Genomic DNA, 19,789 nt, shown 5'->3' on the forward strand with positions numbered 1-19,789 from the left:
TAGATGTTTCGCGGCAGCGGATCAGTCCGGACTGCGGGTGATGATCCGGGCAGCCGGAACCGCGGCCGCGAGATGCATGATGTCGCCGGGATCCGAAGTGATCACCAGGCCACCACCGTATTGAACACACACCGCGACCACATGCACATCGGCCAGATACCGGCTACCCACCTTCGCGCTGTTGAGGATCGCGCCGACCTGACGGGCGAGGTCGAAATCGGTGGGCACCATCAGCACCGGCCGATGCGCTGCGCTGTCGCGTAGCGTGCGAGCAACCAGAGTTTCCACCTGCCGCCTGCGGCCGGCGCCACGACACACCTCGGCGCAGACACCGTCGGCAACTGGACCTCACTTCCGCAGCGGTACGCCTCCGCGAGAAGTGCTTGCACCCGTTTCGGTCGCTCGGGTCGCATGCCGCGGGCGGCCGGTAGAGCCCAAAACTATCGGTAGCGTCAGGCGATCTCACCACCGAAACCGATCCCCTCGAGCTCATCGAACGCTGCAGCCGCATCGCGTGTGTCGTCATCTCCGACCGGGCCGACGGCCTGGTCCCAACCGTGGAGAAGATCACGAAGAGCGTCTCGTCGCGCCAACCGATCCACGCGCTCGGCCAGGGCCGCATTCATAACGGCAGACAGGTGCGCGTCGCCCAGTTCACGCACCTTCGCCAGGACCTCTTCGTCTATGTTCACCGTTATTTTACGTTTGGCCATACAAACCCCTTACTCCTGTTGGTTCCCCACGGACTGGCGCAAGCCCAGCACGCACACCGGTTTTTCAGTTCGTGAACCGTTCCACCGTGACTCGTAAGGCCCGTTCGGCTTCCGCCGCTGTAAGGCTGCCGATGAGGACCCGCATGGTGAGACCGTCTGCGGTGGCGATCAGTGACCTTGCCGCGAGGTGGGGGTCTGCGAGTTCGGGGGCGATCCTGGCGAGTAATCGGGCGGCGTCGTTTTCGGCGCCGTCCTTCGCATCAGCGAGTATGCGGGCCAGGGTTGGGTGGTTGATGGCGGCAGCGACGTATTGATGGAACACCGAGACTCCGGCGCTGGACGACTCTGCGCGAGGGATGGATTGCCCGATCAGCTGCCATAGTGTTTCGCGGTCGTCGGCGTGCTCGGTGGCGGTGGCGTGGAGTTGCGCGGCGCCCGACACCATGGTTTCGAGACCGGCGCGCAGGAGTTCGTCCTTGCTCGTGAACCAGTATTGGATTCGCCCCACCGACACTCCAGCGGCCGTGGCCACGTTGCGCATGGATACCGCGCCCATGCCATGCTCCGCGATCACCTGCCATACCGCCTGGATGATCGCGGTACGGCGTTCGTCGGCGGTCGCGCTGCTCATCCCGCCATACTAACGGCGGAAAATACGATCGTATTGAACCGGGTGTACGCTGGGGTCACCGAACAATACGACTGTATTTTTTCTGGAGCGGATATGGGCGCGAAGCCGAACCGAAGCATCCTGAAGATCCTGGCCGCGGTGGTGGCCGCGTGGTTGGTCGCCGATAAAGTCGCCTCGGTTGTCGCGCCGGAGCCGACGGTGGGGCACTGGCGCAGCCGGGAAGGGTTCGAGTCCTACCGCGCCGCATACGACGCGGCGATGGCGACAGTGCCCACACCCACGCGCACCCACGATATCTTCACCGATTACGGCACCGTCCGGGTATACGAGTGGACCGCCACGGAGGGACGCGAGAGTGCAACGCCGGTGGTATTCCTGCCCGGAATCCGTTCGGGCGTACCGATGTGGGCCGAGAACCTGCCCTACTGGATCGGCAAACGCACCCTATACGCGATGGACGCCGTCGGTGATTCCGGAATGTCCACCCAATCGATTCCCTTCACCTCGTTCGACGATCGGACAGTGTGGGTGGAGCAGGCACTCGCGGGTCTCGAAATAACTCGCGCCCACGTAGTGGGGCACTCCTTCGGTGGTGCCACCGCCGCTGCCCACGCGCTCGCCCACCCCGGACGGGTGGCCTCTTTGACACTGCTCGAACCGGTGGTGGTGCTTTCGGGGCTGCCGGTCTCGATGTACCTGTGGTCGGCCCTGCTGACACTGCCGGTGCCGCAGGCGTGGAAGGACTACGCGCTGGCGCAGATCGGCGGCGTTTCGATCGAAGAAGTGCGGGAGCGCACGCCTGTCTCGGTGATGGTCGACGAGGGGGCCCGGCACTACAAGGCATCCACCCTGGTGCCGCGGACCTTCACGGACGCGGAATGGAAGTCGATGGCCATGCCGGTCCGGATCGATATCGCCGCCGATAAATCCTTGGCCGGCGGTCACGCGGCCGCCGACCGCGCCCGGGCGCTGGGAAAGAGCCCGGTCACTGTCTGGCCCGAGACCACGCATTCCCTGCCCATGCAGGCCGCCGAGCAGCTCGGACCGGAGCTGCTTCGGTATTGGTCCGCCCATGACCGCTGAGTCGGCCACTACGCCGAATCGGCAGATGTTCGGGAACTCAGGGACCGAGCTCGAGTTCCTTCACCCGGCCCGCGCGCACCTCGATCGTGCGATGTGCGATATCGCGGGCGACGAGGGTGTCGTGGGTAATGAACACGTACGCTGTGCCGTGCGATGTTTGGAGTCGGCCGAGGATGTCCAGGACCGTCGCTCGGGATACGACGTCGAGCGCCGATACTGCTTCGTCGAGCACGACGATCGCGGGCCGGGGGGCCAGGGCTCGGGCGATGGCCACACGTTGACTCTGCCCTCCGGAGAGTTCGTGTGGCCGGCGGCGGGCGAACGCCGCGCCGAGGCCCACCTCGTCGAGAACCTCGTGGACGCGCCGTGACCGCTCCGACCGGGTGAGGCCGAGAGACGGATGCAGTGATTCCGCCACGATCCGTCCGACGCTCCATCTCGGTTCCAGCGCGGAGAACGGATTCTGTGACACCAGCTGCACCCGGCCGCCATACAATTCGACACTCCCCTCGTCCGGCACGGCCAGCCCGGTCAGCATGCGGGCCAGGGTCGATTTGCCCGAGCCGGAGGGCCCGACGACGGCGACGGTCTCACCACGGTGCACCGTCAGGTCGGCCGAGTGCACTGCGGTGACCTTGCCGAACCGTTTGGTCAACGACCGGGCTTTCAACGCGGGCTGTCCCGGAGACGGTGCCGGTAAGGGGAACGCCCGTCCGAGCACGGCGTTCTGAAGCGCTTGTGCCGCTATACTTTCCGGGCTGCCCAGGACCCGGCCGGCCGGCGCCGACTCCACGACGCGTCCACCATCGAGGACGACCACGCGGTCCGCCCGCTGCGCGGCGATGGTGAGATCATGGGTGATCAGGAGCAGGCCGGTGCCGCTGCCGGTGTGTTCGGTGAGCACGTCCAGCACCTGCTCGGCGACCTCCGCGTCGAGTGCGCTCGTCGGTTCGTCGGCCACCACCAGGCCGGGGCGGCCGGCGAGTGCCATCGCGATCAGCACCCGCTGACGCTGGCCGCCGGACATCTCGTGCGGATACCGGCGCGCATACGAGGGATCGGTCAGGCCGACCTCGGCGAGGCGGTGCGCGGCTTCGGTTTCGCTGTCGGGTTCACCGCTCAACCGCAGGGCCTCACGCACCTGGCTCCCCATACGGCGCACCGGGTTCAGGGAGTTGCCCGGATCCTGTGGTACATAGCCGACGCGGCGGCCACGCACCGACCGCCACGCCCGCGCGCCCGGTTCGGGCAGATCGGAATCGTCGAGCCGTAACCGAGCGGCGTCCACTCCGGCGCGGACGGGGTGCAGGCCGAGGATCGTCCGGGCCAGCGAGGATTTCCCGCTTCCCGATTCGCCGACCACGGCGACGACCTCACCGCGCTGCACTCGCAGGCACACCTCCCGCAGGATAGGGGTGTCGCCGAAGGTGAGGTTCAACTCGTCGATCTCAAGCACTGGGTGTTCCTTCGATCACTCGGGAGAGCCTGTAGGCGGCGAGCACGACAGCCATGATGATCAGCGCCGGGATCACGGTGAGCCACCACGCACTGCCCAGGAACGCTCTGCCGTCCGCGACCATCGCGCCCCACTCCGGTGCGGGCGGGGCCGGCCCGAACCCGAGGAAACCCAGTGCGGCGACCGCCAGGACGGCTTGACCGAATTCCACCGAGGCGACAGCGGCCGCGGTCGGCCACAGATGCGGCAGCACATGCCTGCCCACAACCACCGGCCGCCGCCACCCGCTCACCGTCGCGGCCTCGACGAACGGTGCAGACCGCAGCTGCATGGTGCGGGACCGGATGATGCGGGCGGCCGCGGCTACCCCGGCGATCCCCACCGCGATACCGAGTTCGGTGGTCCCGCCGCCCGTCGCGGCGATCACCGTCATCGACAACAGCAGGCTCGGCACGGCGAGCAGCACATCCACGATCCGCATCCCGACCCGGTCCGTCCACCCGCCGAGATAGCCGGCGGCAACACCCAGGAGGCCGCCGCCGACCACCGCGATCGCAACCGCCAAGAGCGCGGCGGTCAGCGAGGCGCCGGTGCCGTGAACGATCCGGGCGAAGACGTCACGTCCCAACTGGTCGGTGCCGAACAGGTGGGTCGCGCTGGGCGGCTGCAACCGGTCGGCCGGTGCTACGGCGACGGGATCGCCGCGGGTCAGCACACCGGGGGCCGCCGTCGCGAGCAGAGCGAACAGCAGCACCGCGGCGGAGAGGATGGTGGCGGGAGGAGGTAGGGCGCGCGGGCGGCGGGCCGCGAACTGCCGCAGTGCGCGGCCGAGAATATGCCCGCCCGCGATATCGGTCATGTGTGCACGCTCCCGACTCGGGGGTCGATGAACGGGCCGATAAGGTCGACGGCCAGGGTCACCACCACGAAGATCGCCGCCGAGAGCACGACCGCGGCCAACAGCACAGGCCCGTCGTGGGCGGCGACCGCCTGCTGGGTGAGCCGGCCGAGACCGGCCCGGGAGAAAACGGTTTCTACGACGACGGCACCGGCGAGGGCGGCACCGATCAGAACTCCGAGCGCCGATACCGCGGGCAATGCCGCCGCCGGGGCCACATGCCGGAGATGCACCGCTGCCTCGGTCGCTCCTTTCGCGCGGGCGACATCGACGAACGGCTGTGCTGCCGCGGCCCGCATCCCTGATGCCATCACCTGGCCGAGATAGCCGGCGATGGGGACGGCGAGGGTGACGGCGGGCAGGATCAAGGCGGGCACACCGTCGTCACCGAACCCCGGGACCAGCCCCAAACCGAAAGCGAACACCTGGATCAGGATCAGGCCCGCGGCGAATGTCGGCACCGACACCAGGATCGACGGCAACTGCCCCACCAGACGCGCCAGGACCCCTTCGGGGCGGAAGGTCGCGCCGAAAGCGAGGCCGAAGGCGGCGACCGCACCGAGCAACAAGGCCACCGCCGCGAGTGCCGCGGTCGACGGCAGCGCCTCCAGCAGCGATGTGGTGACCGGTTGCCCGGTGACCACCGAGGTCCCCCAGTCGCCGGTGACGAAATCGCCGAGCGCGGTCACGTACTGCTGCCACAGCGGCCGATCCAGACCGTATTGCGCGCGCAGGGCCGCGATCGTCGCCGCTGAAGGTGGGACGCCGCCGCTGTCGGCGTTCGCCGCGAGCGATACCGGATCCCCGGGCAGTACTCGCAGCACGGCGAACACCAGGGTGAACACCGCCCACACCACGACCACGCCGGCCGCGACACGCCCCAGGATCCGGCGACCGAAGGCCGTCGTCATGACCCACTGTCCTCGAATTGCAGCCGCAGCACGCCGGACGCGTCGAAACCGATCCCGCCGAATCCGGCGGCCACCGCGGCGACCTGCGACAACTCGGCCACCGGGATCGCGTAGCCGGCCTCGGCCAACCGGTTCTGAATCTGCGCGACGAGCCGGTGCCGCTCGGCCTGGTCAGCCACACCGGCCTGCCGGTCGAGCACGGGGTCGATCTGCGGATCGGGCCGGCGCTGCGAATAGTTGGTGCCGTCGGCGCCGAGCCGGGACCGGAGGATATCGGGATCGGCGCGCGTCACGTTGTAGTACACGGCGTCGAAATCCCCGGCCGAACGACGGGACAGGAAGTCGTCGTTGGACAGGGCGCTGATCGTCATCTCGATACCGACCGCGGACAATTGCTGCTGTATGAGCTCGAGAATCGGTTTGTTGCCATAGAACTCCGGCGAATAGATCACGTCGAACGTCAGCCGCTGTCCGTCCTTCTCCCGGATGCCGCCGCCGGACCCGCGCCAGCCGGCCGCGTCGAGCACCCGTTCGGACGCCTGCAGGTCGTAGCGGATATTCGGGTCCGCGCGATAGCCGGGAGTCGTCGACGCCAGCACGCTGGTGGCCGGTTCGAAATCGTCGCCGAGAACCGTGCCGACCAGCTCCGGGCGGTTGAGGGCGGTCAGCACCGCACGGCGAACCTCCCGGTCGGCGAGCACACCGCGCGAGACATTCGACTGGATCACGAAGGGCAGACCGGGATTCGGCCGGGATACCAAGGCGGCGCCCACGGCGGCCAGGCCTTCCCGGTCCTGCGGTTGCGGATCGGCTGTGGCGTCCAGCTGCCCCGCCTGGATACTGCCCGCCCGGACATTCGATTCGGGGACGACGCTGAATTCGATTCGCTGGTAGCGGGACTTTTCGGCGAAACCGATATCGGCGGACCAGCGGTAGTCGTCGCGACGCTCGATGGTCACCGACCTGTTCTGTTCCCACTCCGAGTAGGTGTAGGGCCCGCTACCGATCACGTTGGTGGCGAGGCAGCGTTCGTCGAACGAGCGGCCCACCGTCGCCGGCGCGAGAATGCCGAGCTGAGTTGTCGAGGCGGCCTGCAGGAACTGCACATTCGGTTCCCTGAACCGCACGATCGCGGTCCGCGGATCGGGTGTGCGGGTGCCTTCGTAGCCGAGCAGGAATCCGGAGGCTTGCAGCGTGCGGGTCGAACCGGCGTCACCGGACGCGGGAGCCGCCAATGCGTCGAAATTCTGCTTGACCACCTCGGAGGTCAGTGGTGTCCCGTCGCTGAAAGTGACATCCGGGCGCAGCGTGAAGGTGAAACTGCGGCCGTCCGGCGAGGTTTCGAACCGTTGCGCCAGCCACGGAGTCAACTCGCCGGTTTCGGGATTCTGGTCGACGAGCGAATCGACCACCTGCCGCGTCACGTTCACGGTCTGATTGGTGCTCGCTTGGGCGGGGTCGGGGCAACTGGGCGCCGAGGACAGACCGTAGCGGAGGATATCGGCGGCGGAATCCGCGCCTGCGCAGGCCGCAAGTGGTATCGCGACGGACAGGGCGACAGCGGCGGTGACCGCCCGCGTGATGGGTTTGATGGTGTTCTCGTTTCGTCGGGCTTCAGCGCCAGGCCGAGGCGATCGAGCGGTGCGAACGAATGCGGTCCTCATGCCGATGAGCGAGGGTGGTGAGGATCAGTTCGTCGGCGCCCGTCAGATCGGCCAGCGCCCGGAGGCGTCCGGTGACTTCGGTGGGGGTCCCGACGAACCGGGTCGCGACCCGCGCCGAGTGCCGGGCGGTCAGTTCGCGGACGGTGGCTGCCGGGACGTCGTCGGGGTCCGGGACGGGGATGGCTCCCGCGCCCCGGGCGACGGCGTCGACCCACGGCAGGAACGATTTCGCCAGATGGCGCGCCTCGTCGGCGGTATCGGCGGCCAGCACGTCCGCCGACACAGCCAGATACGGTTGTTCGAGGACGCCGGGGGTGAAGGCTTCGCGGTAAGCGCGCACGGTCTGGACCGTCTGTCCGGGCGCGAGATGATAGTTCGCGGCGAACGGCAAGCCCAGCTGTCCCGCCAGCCGCGCACTGACGCCGGGCGAATTGCCGAGAATCCAGGGCCGCAGATCCGTGCCCTCCCCCGGCGTGAGATGCAGCGGGGTGTCGACTCCGTCGGGTGCGCAGGTCCCGTCGAGCAGCGACAGGATCTGCCGCACCTGACTCGCGTAGTCGGGCGCCTCTCCCGGTGGGGTGAGCAACGCCAGGCCTGTTGCGGCGCGCGGCGAATCGACGAGCCCGCGCAGATCCCGGGGTTCGGGCAGGACGACGCCGTCGACGACGGGATGCTCATCGACGGCCACGACGTTCTCGACCGGTGCCCGGCTCAGGGCGTCGCGATATTTCTCCGCCCGGTCCCCGCTTCTGCCGAGGCCGAGATCGACCCGGCCGGGATGCAGGGCCGCCAGCGTGCCCCATTCCTCCGCGACCCGCGCCGCCACCCGCTGACCGAGCTGCACCGCCCCGGCACCGACCCGAATCCGTTCGGTCGCCGACAACACATGTGCCGCCACAACCGCCGGTGCCGCGGAGGCGAGCGCGGCGAAATGATGCTCGGCCAGCCAGTAGCGCCGGTAACCGGACTCCTCGGCGTACCGGGCCAGCTCGACCGCTTCGTCCAGCGCTTGCCGGGCGGTACCGCCGCTGCGGATCGGCACCAGGTCGAGCACTCCGAGTTCGGTCACGACCGGACTCCTTTCCGGTCTTTGATCACCAGGTTCGCGGCCAGTGCCACCACCGCGAGCACCAGCAACACCACCGCCGCGGCCGCCAATCCACCCCCGGCATCCGACGACGTGTACACCGCGACCACAACGGCCGCACCGATCGCGCCACCCAGGTTGTGGAAGGTCCACGAGGCCCCGATGGCGAAACCGGATTCGGCATCGTCCACCGAGGTCAACGCGGCGAGGGTGGCGGGCGCCAGAATCAGCGCCCACCCGAGACCGAAGAACACGAAACCCACCAGCAGCACCACCAGCGACCCCGTCGCACCGGCGACCACCGTGAACCCCGCCGATACCGCGAGCGAACCGAAACCGAAACGCAACGGCACAATCGGCCCCACCCGGTCCACCCAGCGCCCGACCCGCGGGGAGGCGAGCGCCATCGTGACACTCACCAGCAGCAACGCCGCACCGGTGGCGCGGGCGTCGAGGCCGTGCCGGTCCGCGAGGTAGGGCGGGAGCACCAGCAGAGCGGAGGCGTAGAACGCGGCGAGGAAGAAATCCGACAGCAGCGCCGCGCCGAATCGCGGATGCGCGAACAACCCGATCCGCAGCAACGGATCGGCCGCCCGCCGTTGCGCGATAATCAATCCCGCACCGGCGAGCACGGCAACGACGGCGGCGATCAGCACCGGCGCACTGAGCCAGCCGATGCTCTCCGGAAGCGAGACGAAGGCGACCGCCGCGGCCACCGACAGCGCGAGAAACACCTGCCCGGGGATATCCAGCCCGGTGCGCGAACTCGGCGCCGGCGCCGGTACTGCCCACGCGATCAGCACGATCGCCGACAGCCCGAACGGGACATTGATCCAGAACACCGACGCCCACCCGAACACAGGCACCAGCAGCCCACCCAGTACCGGTCCGATGGCCAGGCCGATACCGTTCACCGCATACAGCCAGCCGATCGCACGCCCCCGCTCACCCTCCGGGAACAGCTGTTCCACCAGTGTGGACGTACCGGTATAGAGCACCGCGCACGCGGCACCCTGCACGAACCGGGAGCCGATGAGCCAGCCGATACCGGGGGCGAGCGCCGCCGCCACCGACGCGATGACGAACACCGCGAGTCCGGCCAGTAGCACTCGCCGCCGGCCGCACAGGTCGCCGAGCCGCCCCGCGGTCACCATGAACATGGCGAGCGCGGTGAGGAAGGCGGTGAGCACCAGCTGCGAGACACCGATCGTCGTCGTGAGTTCACCGGTGATCGTCGGCAGTGCGGTGGTGACGATCGTCAAATCGATACAGCCGAGGAACGACGCCGTCGCCAGGCCGACGAAACCGGCGGTGCGCCGCCCGGCGGACAGCTCGTGGTCGACGACGCTCACCGCGCCGACTTCCGCTTCTTGAAACGCAGCGGCAGCCACGCGGCCCCTTCCTCGACGAACAGATCACGGGTCGCCTGCATGGCGGCCGAGATCTGCTGCGGGTAGACGACGAAGTCGTAACCCTCCGCAGCCCACAATGGTTGGATGATCGGTACCTCTTCCAGGAGATAGGTGAGGCAGCGGTGGCGGACGTGGTCGATATCTCCGGCATCGCTGTCCCGGCGGGCGACGAAGCGATCGATGGTCGAGTCGATCGCCTCCCGATAGCGCGTATTCGACGTGTACGCCGCACGGACGTCACTCAGGGCTCGCGGATAGCGGGGGTCCACGAGTGCGTCGTCCCAGCGGAGGATGTCGATATCGGCGGTGAGCAGGTCGAGCAGCGGCCGGTTGCGGGCCACCCACTGATCACCCAGCCGACGCGACTCGTCGTAGGCCCGAGCCGACGGGACTTCCAGATTGTGCCGCTGCAAGGTATCGGCCACAGCGACCGTGACATGCCCGAACTCGCTGCGGTTGAGCAGGTCCACGGTGGCGCCGAACTTCTCGCCTTCGTGGTACTCGGCACCGACACTCACCAGGAGAATCGTCGAGCGACCGGCGTAATCGTACTGCCGGCCTTTCAGATCGAACGCCGCCTTGTGCGATGCGGAGCCGACCGGCGCGGTAACGGTGAGTGTCATCAGCTCCACACCCCCAGCGGCTCGTCCCGGCCGCGCACTCCGATGAAGAGCCCGATCGTCACGCGGGGACGATCGTGCGACGGCGTCACGGCATGCACTCGGCGGGGGTCGATGAAAATCGCCTCGCCCACCTGCGGACGGACGGTGAGCGCCGGTTCTCCGACAGCGTCGCGGTCGATACCCCAGGCCCGCTCACCGGATAGTGTGCGGTAATCGTCCTCGGACGGGTACGAGTCCCAGACCTCGAGTTCGCCGCCACGGTCGGGCATATCGAGATAGACGTTCACCGACAACTGGCGGCGGATACCCAGGTCGTCCTCATCCGGTAGATTCCGCTGCACATTGTCGGTGTGCGGCTCCAGATCCACGCCGGCCTGCTGATAGCGGACCACCCCGGCGAAGAATTTCCGGCTCTGCGAAGTCAGCAGTGTGGTTCCCGCCGGCCATGCTTCGTCGAGCAGTGTCCGGATCGTATCGGTCGGGTACGCGTAGGGCGCGGCGAGTTCTCGGAGGCGCTTACGATGTTCGGCTGCCGCATCGAAATAGGCGGACTCTTCTCCCGCGGCGACTTCGGAGAAGGCGTAGCCGATCCGCCGGAACTGCGGATCGGTGCCCAGCGGTCCGTGGTCATCCCGGCCGACGAATCGCCCGCGCAGCCCGTCCAGCGCAGGGCCGGCGACGACACCGCGCACCCGCACCGCATAGACGTCACCTTTGAGCAACTGCAGCAGATGGTCGGCGGAGAACTCCTGGATCGTTGTGGTGGTCAGCCGAGCAAATCGCTCCTCTGCTGGATCGCCCGTGGCGGCGGTATCGGCTTCGGCAGCTGCTTCGAGTGCTTCCGTCATCGTGTTCCTCCCCGTGCCGGAGGTATTCCGGCGCCGTTTGCGGTCGTTCGCAGTGCGAACGGCACGTGTTCGATCACGTGCGGTCGACGAGAGCCGCGTCGATTGCGGACACGCGACTGACCCGGTTCATCGGTCTGGCATTAGCACCTTGTGGACAAATCCATGGTTGCCGCGACGTCGCAGAGCCAGTCTCTCGGTCGCTCGTGATGAGAATCCGTGCATTCGGAACATATGCAGCGCAAGGTATTACGGCAATGGTCCGAGATTCTCACTCCGCACCCCAGCGCAGGTCAGACGTAATTAATCACGGTGACCTCAACACACACTGCAAACACCCGGTGTTGACAACCCGCGGGGCCTCTGCCAATCTCGGCTCAGGTCATGAGTACCAGTGTTCAAGCCCCGGCTTGCTGGTCGGCAACCCTCCTCCGCGGTGGGGTGCTCCGGGTGACGACCGGGCCGTTTCCCGATCGGGCGCGGCAAGCGCGGACTCCGGCTCTCGTCCACTCCGGGGTCCCGGACCCCGAGGATTGTTCCGATGACAGTCACCATCGATACCCGTAATGCTGCTGCGGCCTGTGTTTCCGGCCGCGATCTGCGCGTCCCCCTGGTACAGGGCGGAACCCGCACCTATGCGAATTTCGACTACGCCGCCAGTGCGCCCGCACTGACCCAGGTCGCCGACCGGCTGGCCGCGCTGCTGCCGTATTACGCCAGCGTGCACCGCGGCGCCGGCTACGCCTCGCGCGTATCGACCGATTGCTACGAATCCGCCCGTGGGTCCGTCGCGCGTTTTCTGAACTGCGCCGACGACCAGGCGGTCGTGTTCACTCGTAATACAACCGATGCCCTGAACCTGCTGGCCGCCTGCGTTCCGGGCGACACCGTGGTGCTCGATATCGAACATCACGCCAACCTCTTGCCATGGCGGCGGAACGGACGCCGGGTGGTGCAAGCCGCGGACACGGTCGACGAAACCCTTGACCGGCTGGCGCGCGAACTCGGCACGAAACCCGCTGCGCTGCTGTCTGTTACCGGCGCATCTAACGTCACCGGTGAGATCCTCCCGCTGGACCGGCTGGCCGCGCTCGCCCACCGGTTCGGCACGCGCATCGCGATCGACGCCGCACAACTGGCGCCGCATCGGCGGATCGACCTGCGCGCCGACGGAATCGACTATCTCGCGCTGTCCGGGCACAAACTGTATGCCCCGTTCGGCGCCGGTGTGCTGGTCGGCCGCCGGGACTGGCTCGACACCGCCGAACCCTATCTCGCCGGAGGCGGCGCAGTGCGGGAGGTGACAACCGACGGTGTCGAATGGGCGGCGGCCCCACAGCGGCACGAGGCCGGTTCACCGAACGTCCTGGGTGTGGCCGCGCTGGCCGCCGCGTGCGACACCCTCGGATCACTGAACCAGGCCGATATCACCGAACACGAGCGGTATCTCACCACGCGCCTCCGCGACGGCCTGGAAAGCATTCCGGGAGTGCGGTTTCTACGCATTTGGTGCGACAGCACCGACAGTGTCGGGATCGTGGCGTTCACGGTCGACGGCGTCGAACCGGGTCATGTCGCCGCATACCTCTCGGCCGAGCACGGCATCGGCGTGCGGGACGGGCGATTCTGTGCACACCCGGTGCTGGACCGCCTCGGTGTCGCCGCCGCGCTGCGCGCCAGTATCGGACTGGGCACCCGCGCCGGCGACGTCGATCGGCTGGTAGCCGCGATCGCGGCGCTGGTCGATCGGGGTACAGGCTGGAATTACCGGCAGCAGGACGGGCAGTGGAGCCCGACACCGGAGACGCGCGAGCGGCTCGCCCCCGGATCCGCAACGGGCGCGGCACCCTGCGCAGCATCCTGAAGCGGACACCCCGGCGGCGCGATCCGTCCACTCGTTGCGTGCAGAACCGCAGAATCGACCCTGTAGTTATTCGTCGATGACCTGGGTGCCGCCGGCCACTCGGTCGTGCCAGCCCTGTTTCGTCGGGCTGGAGCTGATCGTGAAGGCAATGGCGATCGCCGCAACGAACCAGAGCAACCCGCCGATCCACGGGATGATGTTCAGCAGCATGTAGGCGTTACGGACCGCCGAGTCCTTGAGGCTGGGTTTCGGAGCGCCGTCCGACCCGTTGACGTGCAACCCGAGCAGCTTCTTCCCGGGCGTCGAGCCCGAGGAGACCTCGAAGGCGATGAAGTACAGCCAGCCGAAGGCCGCGCCCGGGAGGACGGACACCCAGTCGGGTAGGTCCGCGACCACGCCCAGCAGCCAGAAGAAGACCGCGCCGATGATGGCGGCGATGATCCAGTCGACGAATCGGGCGACGGCACGTTTACCGAGACCTGCCGGTTCGATACCGGTCGTCTGGCCGTACATCGGGTCGAAACCACCTGTAGTCATCACGCCTCCTGGCGAACGCTGCGGCCGGCTTGCCTGTAGGTGTTACTCAGTCCATGTCGACTCTCAAGGATGACATACGTGCAGGTGCAGGAGGTGCAGCCGAAACCGATTCGTGTCCGGGTCGAGCTGCAGGTTCGACCCGAGCAATGGTCGAAGTGGTCCTGACCGTCGCGGGGTTCACCTCCGGCCGGGAGTGCGTTCGGCGATCCTGCGCAGCAACCGGACAACCGGGCAGGGTTGGCGACCGCGCCGGTGAGAGCGTGTTCCGCGCGGTCGAGGCAATCCTCGAGGAGGGCGTCATGCATCCACCGATAGGCGAGCGGCCGATTGTGAACTACAGGTTCAGCCTGGCGGAGGGGGTGAAGCGGACGGGGAGTTCGGCCAGGGCGCGGTGGAACGGACCCGGCCGCCACGTGGGCTCCCCGCCGGGTAGCGCGGGTTCCATTTCCGGGAGGGCGTCCAGGAGCTGATCGATGGCGTTCTGGGCGATCAGATACGACAGCGACTGGGCGGGGCAGGCATGGCGGCCGATGCCCCAGGCGAGGTGGGAGCGGTTGCCGACGTGGTCGTCGGCGCGGATGGCCGGGTCGTTGTTGCAGGCGGCCATGCTGATCAGGACCGGTTCGTCGGCGGGGAGCCAGGCGTCGTCGACGAGGATGGGGTGGCGGGGGTAGGTGATCAGGAAATTCGCCAGGGGCGGGTCGTTGAACAGGACCTCGTCGAGAGCGTCGAGGGTGGACAGGCTACCGCCGAGGACGCCGCTGCCGACGTGGTCGTCGGTGAGGATGAACAGCAGGGTGTTGGCGATCAGGTTCTGCTGGAACTCGATTCCGGCGCCGTAGTGGCCGGCGACCTGGTGAACCATTTCCTCCTGGTTCAGTTCCGCCGGGTGGCGCAGCAGCTGGGAGGTGATGTCGTTGCCGGGTTCGGTGCGTTTGAGGTCGACGAGTTCCAGCATCGCGGCGCTGATCATCTGGTTGCCGTTCTCGGCGTCGACGCCCTCGACGAGAGCGGCCATTCCGGCGGCCACTCGCTGGCCGATATCGGCGGGGCAGCCCAGCAGGGTGTTGACGATGGTGAAGGTCAGCGGGAAGACGTACTGGGTGATGAGATCGGCGCTACCGGATTCGCAGAAATCGTTGATCAGCGGGACGGCGACCTTTTCGACCGTGGTGTGCAGGGTGCGCATATCGACGTTGCCGATGCTGGTGGTGATGGCCTCGCGGTAGCGGTGGAAATCGGTGCCGGTGTTACGGCTGGCGGTGGGGCGCCACTCCATGATCGGGAGTACGGGGCAGTCGGCGGGGACGGTGCGCTGCCAGGTGCGGGGGTCGGCGGGGAAACGGTCCGGGTCGTTGAGGATGCGCAGGGCGGTGCTGTATCCGACGACCAGGGTCGCCGGGACGCCGGGCGCGAGTTCGACGGGCACCAGCGAACCCCAGCGGCTGCGCATCTCCCGGTAGGCGCGGTGCGGGTCGGAGGCGAATTCGGGTGCGTGCAGAGCAACGCGGCCCTCGGGATATCCCAGCGACGAGCGGTGGGATTCCGCCGGAACCGGGAGATGCGCGGGGATGCGCTGTGTCAATCGTTCGTCCTCACCGCTTGTTCTCCACTACTCCGTACCGGCAGCACCGGCACAGCGATGGTGCCACCGGCGCGGCGCAGCCGATAGTGCCGCGGGCGCCAGGATGGGGGCGGATCGCGCCAAGCCGATTCGGTCGGCGCGCGGGATAGGTTCGTCGCGAAGCCGGAGCGCGCGAGCCGGGATATCGTCGGCGGGTAGCGGTCCGCGTGCGGACCAGGGGTCCTCGTTCGAATTAGGTGTGTTTCGCAGGTGGATACGGTTGAGCATGTTGCGTTTTCGAACTTCATCCTGGGCAGCGCCGGCCTGAACGGAACAACCCGGCGGCAGCTCGCGCGGGCCGCGGAACTACCGGACTGGGTGCTGCACACCGGTGACACGATGGTGTCGAGCAACTACCAGCTGAACCTGTGGGAGCTGGTAGAACACGAACTGGACGATCCCCACGTGGCATTGCGCGTCGGGAAGACGAACACGCTGGGCAACTTCGGATTACACGACTACCTGTTCAGTACGGCGCCGACGCTCGCCGAGGGACTGGCGCAGTCGGAGCAGCACGCGGACATGATCACCACCAATATCGGGTTCGCGGTCTCGGGGGACTCGGAGGAGGAAGCGAACGCGGATGTCCGGTTGTTGAACGGGCACGGGCGGGGTCGCGAACTCGCCACCCAGTTCGCGCTCGCGGCGGTGGTGACACGGGCGCGCAACGCCACGGGGCGGGATGTGCATCCGGTACGGATCCGGTTCCGGCAATCCGCGCCGCGGCGACATCAGCCGTTCGTCGAAATGTTCGGTACCCGGCAGGTCGAATTCGGGGCGCCGACGGACCAGATCACCTTCCGTTCGGCCGATCTGGAGCTACCGCTGCGGACGGCCGACCCCACGCTCGCCCAGATCCTCGCGCGGTGCGCGGCCGCGCTACCGGCGGCGCCGCGGCTGGAACTCACCTGGGCCGGGCAGGTACAGCAGGCGCTGATGGTGCTGCTCGGGGACGGGCGGGTCACGATCGAGCGGGTCGCGCGGCATCTGGCCACGAGCAGTCGCAGTCTGCAACGGCGCCTCGCCGACGAAGGGACGACCTGGACACGGGAACTGGATCGGGCGCGCAGTGCGGTGGTCGAACGGCGCGCCCGGTCACGGCCGGACGTTACGCAGGCGGCGCTGGCCAGGAGGGTCGGGTACTCCGATGCCGGTGCGCTGCGGCGGGCACGTCAGCGCTGGACCGGGCGGAGGTAACCGAATCCGACGGAGGTGTGCTTACTCGGGCTCGAACAGAGTAGTCCGAGTGCAAGGCGCCGGGCGGGTGCAAGCAGCATCGACGGCGCGGGAGTAACAACGAACGGCCGATAGCAGCGCCCCGCCTCGGGAGGCCCGAGCGGGAGACAAATGGAGCCGACCGGGCACCGGAAGTGCGGAGTGAGCGAAAGCGAACCCGAGCGGGCCTCGATAGCACGGAGCGGGTCCGGCAAGCGTCGCCCGAAGCTCGGCGCGGGCGTGATTCTTTGCGGCGGACGGTGGACCGAACGCGCCGCGCAGGAGCCCGATCGCGCCGAATTCCCGGCCGCGGCACGCATTACCGCTACAGGAAACCGCAGGTCATTGTGGTCATTCACCCAACAGGTACGCCCTGCGCGGACACTGCGGAACATCGGAAGCGCGCCCATACTTTCGATCCGCCGGGCAGTCGCGCGGCGGAACGAGCCGAGGAAGGCAATCGGATGGGTGAGACGAATACCGGTGCTCCCGGAGACAGTGTGCTGCCAGGTGTTTTGAAGCTCGGCGGACATGTGCTGGCGGAGAAGGTGCTGCGCCGCCGCGACGGTGGGATCCCGATGAAGAAGAGCGAGGTCGACGCGGAATGGCTCGACCGGGTACTCACGAACGGATATCCCGGCGCGGCAGTGGAATCGTTCGATATCGTCGATGCCGAAGGCGGTACGACGAGCCGCTGGAAGGCGACGATCCGCTACAACGAGGCCGGTCGGCGGGCAAGGTTGCCTGAACACCTTTTCGCCAAGACGACCCTCACCTTCACCCAGCGTTTGACGCAGTACCTGGCGCATGCGCTGCCCGGCGAACCCGGATTCTTCCAGTATCTGCGGCCGGAACTCGATATCGAGGCGCCACGCGGATATTTCGGGGCCGCCGACCTGCGAACCGGCCGGTCGCTGACGCTCCTCGAGGATGTGAGCGTCACCCAGGGGGCACGGTTCTGCACGCCGCTCGAACGGGTCACCCGGGAACAGATGGAAGACCTGCTGGCGAATATGGCGCGCTGGCACGGCCACTACTGGGAATCACCGGAACTGAAGGCGCGGGACTGGTTGAAGACGCCGGGCGCGCATTTCCGTAATTTCGACCGGCTGCTCGGGATGCGCAAACGCGCCGAGGTCGGGCTGAAACGCGCTCCCGAACTCGTGCCCGACACGCTGCCGCCTGTACAGGGTGAACTGTACGAAGCCTGCGGCCGGGCACTGCAGATCGCCGAGCAGAGCCCGCAGACCTTGCTGCACGGCGACCCGCATATCGGCAACGCCTACGTATGCGCCGACGGCAGTGTGGGTTTCACCGACTGGCAGCTCGTGATGCGCGGCAGCTGGGCATTCGACGTGGCGTACACGATCACCTCCGGCCTGGAAGTCGAAGACCGCCGGTCCTGGGAACCCGACCTCATCGCGCTCTACATCGACGCCCTGCGCGCGGCCGGTGGGCCCGCATTGTCGTTCGATTCCGCCTGGCTCGCCTACCGGCAGCAAGCGCTCTACCCGTACTTCGCCTGGATGATCACCATCGGCCGGGGCGCGCTGATGCCGGAATTCCAGCCGGCCGATATCTGCCGCGCGATCGTGCACCGCACCGCCCACGCCATCATGGACCTGGATGCCCTGCAGGCGGTCGGCGACTGAACATGTAGCCGCTAGGGCAGAGCCGGGGCGTGGGTGCTGCCGTGCCCGGCCCCGGGAACCCACGCCGGTCGAGAGGGGACACCGCCGGAGAGCGGGCGCTGGATGAGCCGACCGCCTCTCGACGGACCGCGCACGGCACAGTCACCGGGCACGATCGCGGGCGGCATCGGTATCGCAGCTGTCGGCGATATCGCGGACCAGCCGCGCGAACCGATTAGGTTCGGCGAGTGGCAGATAGTGACCGGCCCGGGGCACCACGAGCAGGCGGGTCCGGGGCGTGGCAGCGGCGAATCGGTGCTCGTGGGCGCGGAAATGGTCGCGACTGCCGTTGATCAGCCACACCGGGCCGCGATACCGGCCCAGTTCGGCGAGCGGATCGAACTGTCCGAGCGCCTGCAGTGCATCGGGAATGATCTCGGTGGCTATCCCGCCCTGCCCGATGGCGTGGGCGACCTCGGGCGGCAGCACAGCCTCGAACATCCGGTTGCTGAGCCGCTCACCGCCGTCGGGCCGCGACGAAAGGAAACGGTGGGCCAGACGGAAAGGACCCATCGAGGCCTTATCCGGCACACCGGTGGAACCGGCGACCACCACACCGGCCGCCTGCTCGCCGAGTTCGGCCGCCGCGGCGATTCCGACGTATCCACCGAGTGAATGGCCGACCAGCAGCGCGCGGCCACCGACCTCTTCGACGGCTGTGCGTACGGCGGCGACGGCCGTGCTCATCGTGAAAGGTTCGCCGCGGCGCAGGCCGTGACCCGGGAGGTCGACGGTGACCACCGGGCGTTCCGGCGCCATTTCGTCGATCACGCCGGTCCAGCAGCGGCCGCTCAGCCGGATGCCGTGTATCAGGACCACGGGCAGAGTCATGAGAACCTCCAAAACACGACGCAACGTTGCGTTGCAAAGATAGCGCCGATCAGTCCACAACGCAACGTTGCGTTGTACTCTTGCGACATGGATTCCGAGTCCGACAAAAACACGAACGGCCGGCCGCGCCGCGCCGACGCGATCTTCACCGCCACCTTGGAACTCCTCGCCGACAACGGCTACGACGGCCTGACCATGGAGGCAGTCGCCACGCGCGCCGAGGTCAACAAAACCACGCTCTACCGCTGGTGGAAGTCCAAGGACGAAGTGCTCGCCGCCGCCCTGACCGACTCGGACCTCCTCGCCTTCGACGTACCCGATACCGGCAGCCTCCGCAGCGACCTCCTCGAAACGAGCCGCAGCATCCACACACTGCTCACCGATCCCGCCACCGCCCCGATCGCCACCGCGGTCCTCGCAGCCGCATCACGCCGCCCCGCCCTGGCAGCGATCGGCCGGACCTTCTTCGCCGACCGCGCCGAACGGGAACACCCGATCTTCCGCCGCGCAATCGACCGCGGCGAACTCCCGGACAACGCCGACCCCCGATCCATCATGGACATGCTCGCGGGAGCCATCTGGTTCCGCCTGTTCCTGCGCGCCGAGCAGATGCGGGAAGAGGATCTTTCAGCGGCCGTAGATCTCGTACTCGGTGGAGCCGCAGCACGCTGACCGGCCGGAACTCGATGCAGCAAGGCCGCCCC

General features: G+C 67.8%; 19 protein-coding genes and 2 riboswitches. Of the genes, 5 read left to right on the top strand and 14 right to left on the bottom strand.

The window, feature by feature from the left end; translation table 11 throughout:
• Positions 1–21: 21 nt before the first annotated feature.
• The 3 genes from ON22_RS18210 to ON22_RS18220 all read right to left on the bottom strand — a co-directional run bounded on the left by ON22_RS18210 (position 22) and on the right by ON22_RS18220 (position 1,344).
• Positions 22–318, bottom strand: a complete 297-nt coding sequence (locus tag ON22_RS18210; protein WP_342446985.1) for a hypothetical protein — start codon at positions 316–318, stop codon at positions 22–24.
• A 134-nt stretch (positions 319–452) separates the two neighbouring features.
• Positions 453–713, bottom strand: coding sequence for a type II toxin-antitoxin system CcdA family antitoxin (locus tag ON22_RS18215; protein WP_033241291.1), 261 nt, complete (start codon positions 711–713; stop codon positions 453–455).
• A 64-nt stretch (positions 714–777) separates the two neighbouring features.
• On the bottom strand, positions 778–1,344 hold the full coding sequence (locus tag ON22_RS18220) for a TetR/AcrR family transcriptional regulator (RefSeq protein ID WP_033241290.1): 567 nt from the start codon (positions 1,342–1,344) through the stop codon (positions 778–780).
• Between the two features lie 93 nt (positions 1,345–1,437).
• Here ON22_RS18220 and ON22_RS18225 point away from each other — a divergent pair, with 93 nt between their 5' ends.
• A complete protein-coding gene (locus tag ON22_RS18225) occupies positions 1,438–2,427 on the top strand; it encodes an alpha/beta fold hydrolase (RefSeq protein WP_033241289.1) in 990 nt (329 codons plus the stop codon).
• A 37-nt stretch (positions 2,428–2,464) separates the two neighbouring features.
• On the opposite strand, the gene ON22_RS18230 is transcribed toward ON22_RS18225, so the two are convergent.
• From ON22_RS18230 to ON22_RS18265, 8 genes are read right to left on the bottom strand one after another with little or no spacing between them, the layout of a single operon-like run.
• The gene (locus ON22_RS18230) at positions 2,465–3,883 is read right to left on the bottom strand and encodes an ABC transporter ATP-binding protein (protein WP_033241288.1); all 1,419 of its coding nucleotides are present in this window, start codon (positions 3,881–3,883) and stop codon (positions 2,465–2,467) included.
• Complete coding sequence (locus ON22_RS18235; protein WP_033241287.1) at positions 3,876–4,742, bottom strand: ABC transporter permease; 867 nt, start codon at positions 4,740–4,742, stop codon at positions 3,876–3,878. Before ON22_RS18235 ends, ON22_RS18230 begins: the two co-directional genes overlap by 8 nt.
• Positions 4,739–5,692: an ABC transporter permease gene (locus ON22_RS18240; protein ID WP_033241286.1), complete on the bottom strand. Its 954-nt coding sequence runs from the start codon at positions 5,690–5,692 to the stop codon at positions 4,739–4,741. The genes ON22_RS18235 and ON22_RS18240 overlap by 4 nt, the downstream gene beginning before the upstream one ends.
• On the bottom strand, positions 5,689–7,284 hold the full coding sequence (locus tag ON22_RS18245) for an ABC transporter substrate-binding protein (RefSeq protein WP_033242175.1): 1,596 nt from the start codon (positions 7,282–7,284) through the stop codon (positions 5,689–5,691). The genes ON22_RS18240 and ON22_RS18245 overlap by 4 nt, the downstream gene beginning before the upstream one ends.
• Positions 7,285–7,306: 22 nt before the next feature.
• Positions 7,307–8,425, bottom strand: coding sequence for an LLM class flavin-dependent oxidoreductase (locus ON22_RS18250; RefSeq protein ID WP_033241285.1), 1,119 nt, complete (start codon positions 8,423–8,425; stop codon positions 7,307–7,309).
• Positions 8,422–9,834 (bottom strand): MFS transporter, encoded by a 1,413-nt coding sequence (locus ON22_RS18255; RefSeq protein ID WP_231507906.1) that lies wholly within the window; start codon positions 9,832–9,834, stop codon positions 8,422–8,424. Before ON22_RS18255 ends, ON22_RS18250 begins: the two co-directional genes overlap by 4 nt.
• Positions 9,792–10,478 (bottom strand): hypothetical protein, encoded by a 687-nt coding sequence (locus ON22_RS18260; protein WP_033242173.1) that lies wholly within the window; start codon positions 10,476–10,478, stop codon positions 9,792–9,794. Before ON22_RS18260 ends, ON22_RS18255 begins: the two co-directional genes overlap by 43 nt.
• Positions 10,478–11,326 carry a 2OG-Fe(II) oxygenase gene (locus ON22_RS18265; protein ID WP_051157765.1) on the bottom strand — a complete coding sequence of 283 codons (849 nt, stop codon included), beginning with the start codon at positions 11,324–11,326 and terminating at the stop codon, positions 10,478–10,480. Before ON22_RS18265 ends, ON22_RS18260 begins: the two co-directional genes overlap by 1 nt.
• A gap of 123 nt (positions 11,327–11,449) precedes the next feature.
• A riboswitch (SAM riboswitch) is annotated at positions 11,450–11,539 on the bottom strand.
• A 164-nt stretch (positions 11,540–11,703) separates the two neighbouring features.
• Positions 11,704–11,818: riboswitch (SAM riboswitch) on the top strand.
• A 46-nt stretch (positions 11,819–11,864) separates the two neighbouring features.
• Here ON22_RS18265 and ON22_RS18270 point away from each other — a divergent pair.
• Positions 11,865–13,187 carry an aminotransferase class V-fold PLP-dependent enzyme gene (locus tag ON22_RS18270; RefSeq protein ID WP_033241284.1) on the top strand — a complete coding sequence of 441 codons (1,323 nt, stop codon included), beginning with the start codon at positions 11,865–11,867 and terminating at the stop codon, positions 13,185–13,187.
• 66 nt (positions 13,188–13,253) lie between these two features.
• Here the strand turns inward: ON22_RS18270 and ON22_RS18275 are convergent, their stop codons facing one another.
• Positions 13,254–13,724, bottom strand: coding sequence for an RDD family protein (locus tag ON22_RS18275; protein ID WP_033241283.1), 471 nt, complete (start codon positions 13,722–13,724; stop codon positions 13,254–13,256).
• A 334-nt stretch (positions 13,725–14,058) separates the two neighbouring features.
• Positions 14,059–15,309, bottom strand: coding sequence for a cytochrome P450 family protein (locus ON22_RS18280; RefSeq protein WP_373280874.1), 1,251 nt, complete (start codon positions 15,307–15,309; stop codon positions 14,059–14,061).
• A gap of 249 nt (positions 15,310–15,558) precedes the next feature.
• Here ON22_RS18280 and ON22_RS18285 point away from each other — a divergent pair, with 249 nt between their 5' ends.
• Together ON22_RS18285 and ON22_RS18290 are read left to right on the top strand one after the other, a co-directional pair.
• Positions 15,559–16,545: an AraC family transcriptional regulator ligand-binding domain-containing protein gene (locus ON22_RS18285; protein ID WP_051157766.1), complete on the top strand. Its 987-nt coding sequence runs from the start codon at positions 15,559–15,561 to the stop codon at positions 16,543–16,545.
• 482 nt (positions 16,546–17,027) lie between these two features.
• On the top strand, positions 17,028–18,215 hold the full coding sequence (locus ON22_RS18290) for a phosphotransferase (protein ID WP_051157767.1): 1,188 nt from the start codon (positions 17,028–17,030) through the stop codon (positions 18,213–18,215).
• Between the two features lie 141 nt (positions 18,216–18,356).
• Here the strand turns inward: ON22_RS18290 and ON22_RS18295 are convergent, their stop codons facing one another.
• On the bottom strand, positions 18,357–19,085 hold the full coding sequence (locus tag ON22_RS18295) for an alpha/beta fold hydrolase (protein ID WP_033242168.1): 729 nt from the start codon (positions 19,083–19,085) through the stop codon (positions 18,357–18,359).
• An 87-nt stretch (positions 19,086–19,172) separates the two neighbouring features.
• On the opposite strand from ON22_RS18295, the gene ON22_RS18300 reads away from it, so the two are divergent.
• A complete protein-coding gene (locus ON22_RS18300; RefSeq protein ID WP_033241281.1) occupies positions 19,173–19,757 on the top strand; it encodes a TetR/AcrR family transcriptional regulator in 585 nt (194 codons plus the stop codon).
• Positions 19,758–19,789: the final 32 nt, after the last annotated feature.

The sequence above is a fragment of the Nocardia carnea NBRC 14403 genome, from assembly GCF_000308515.1.
GTDB lineage: Bacteria > Actinomycetota > Actinomycetes > Mycobacteriales > Mycobacteriaceae > Nocardia > Nocardia carnea.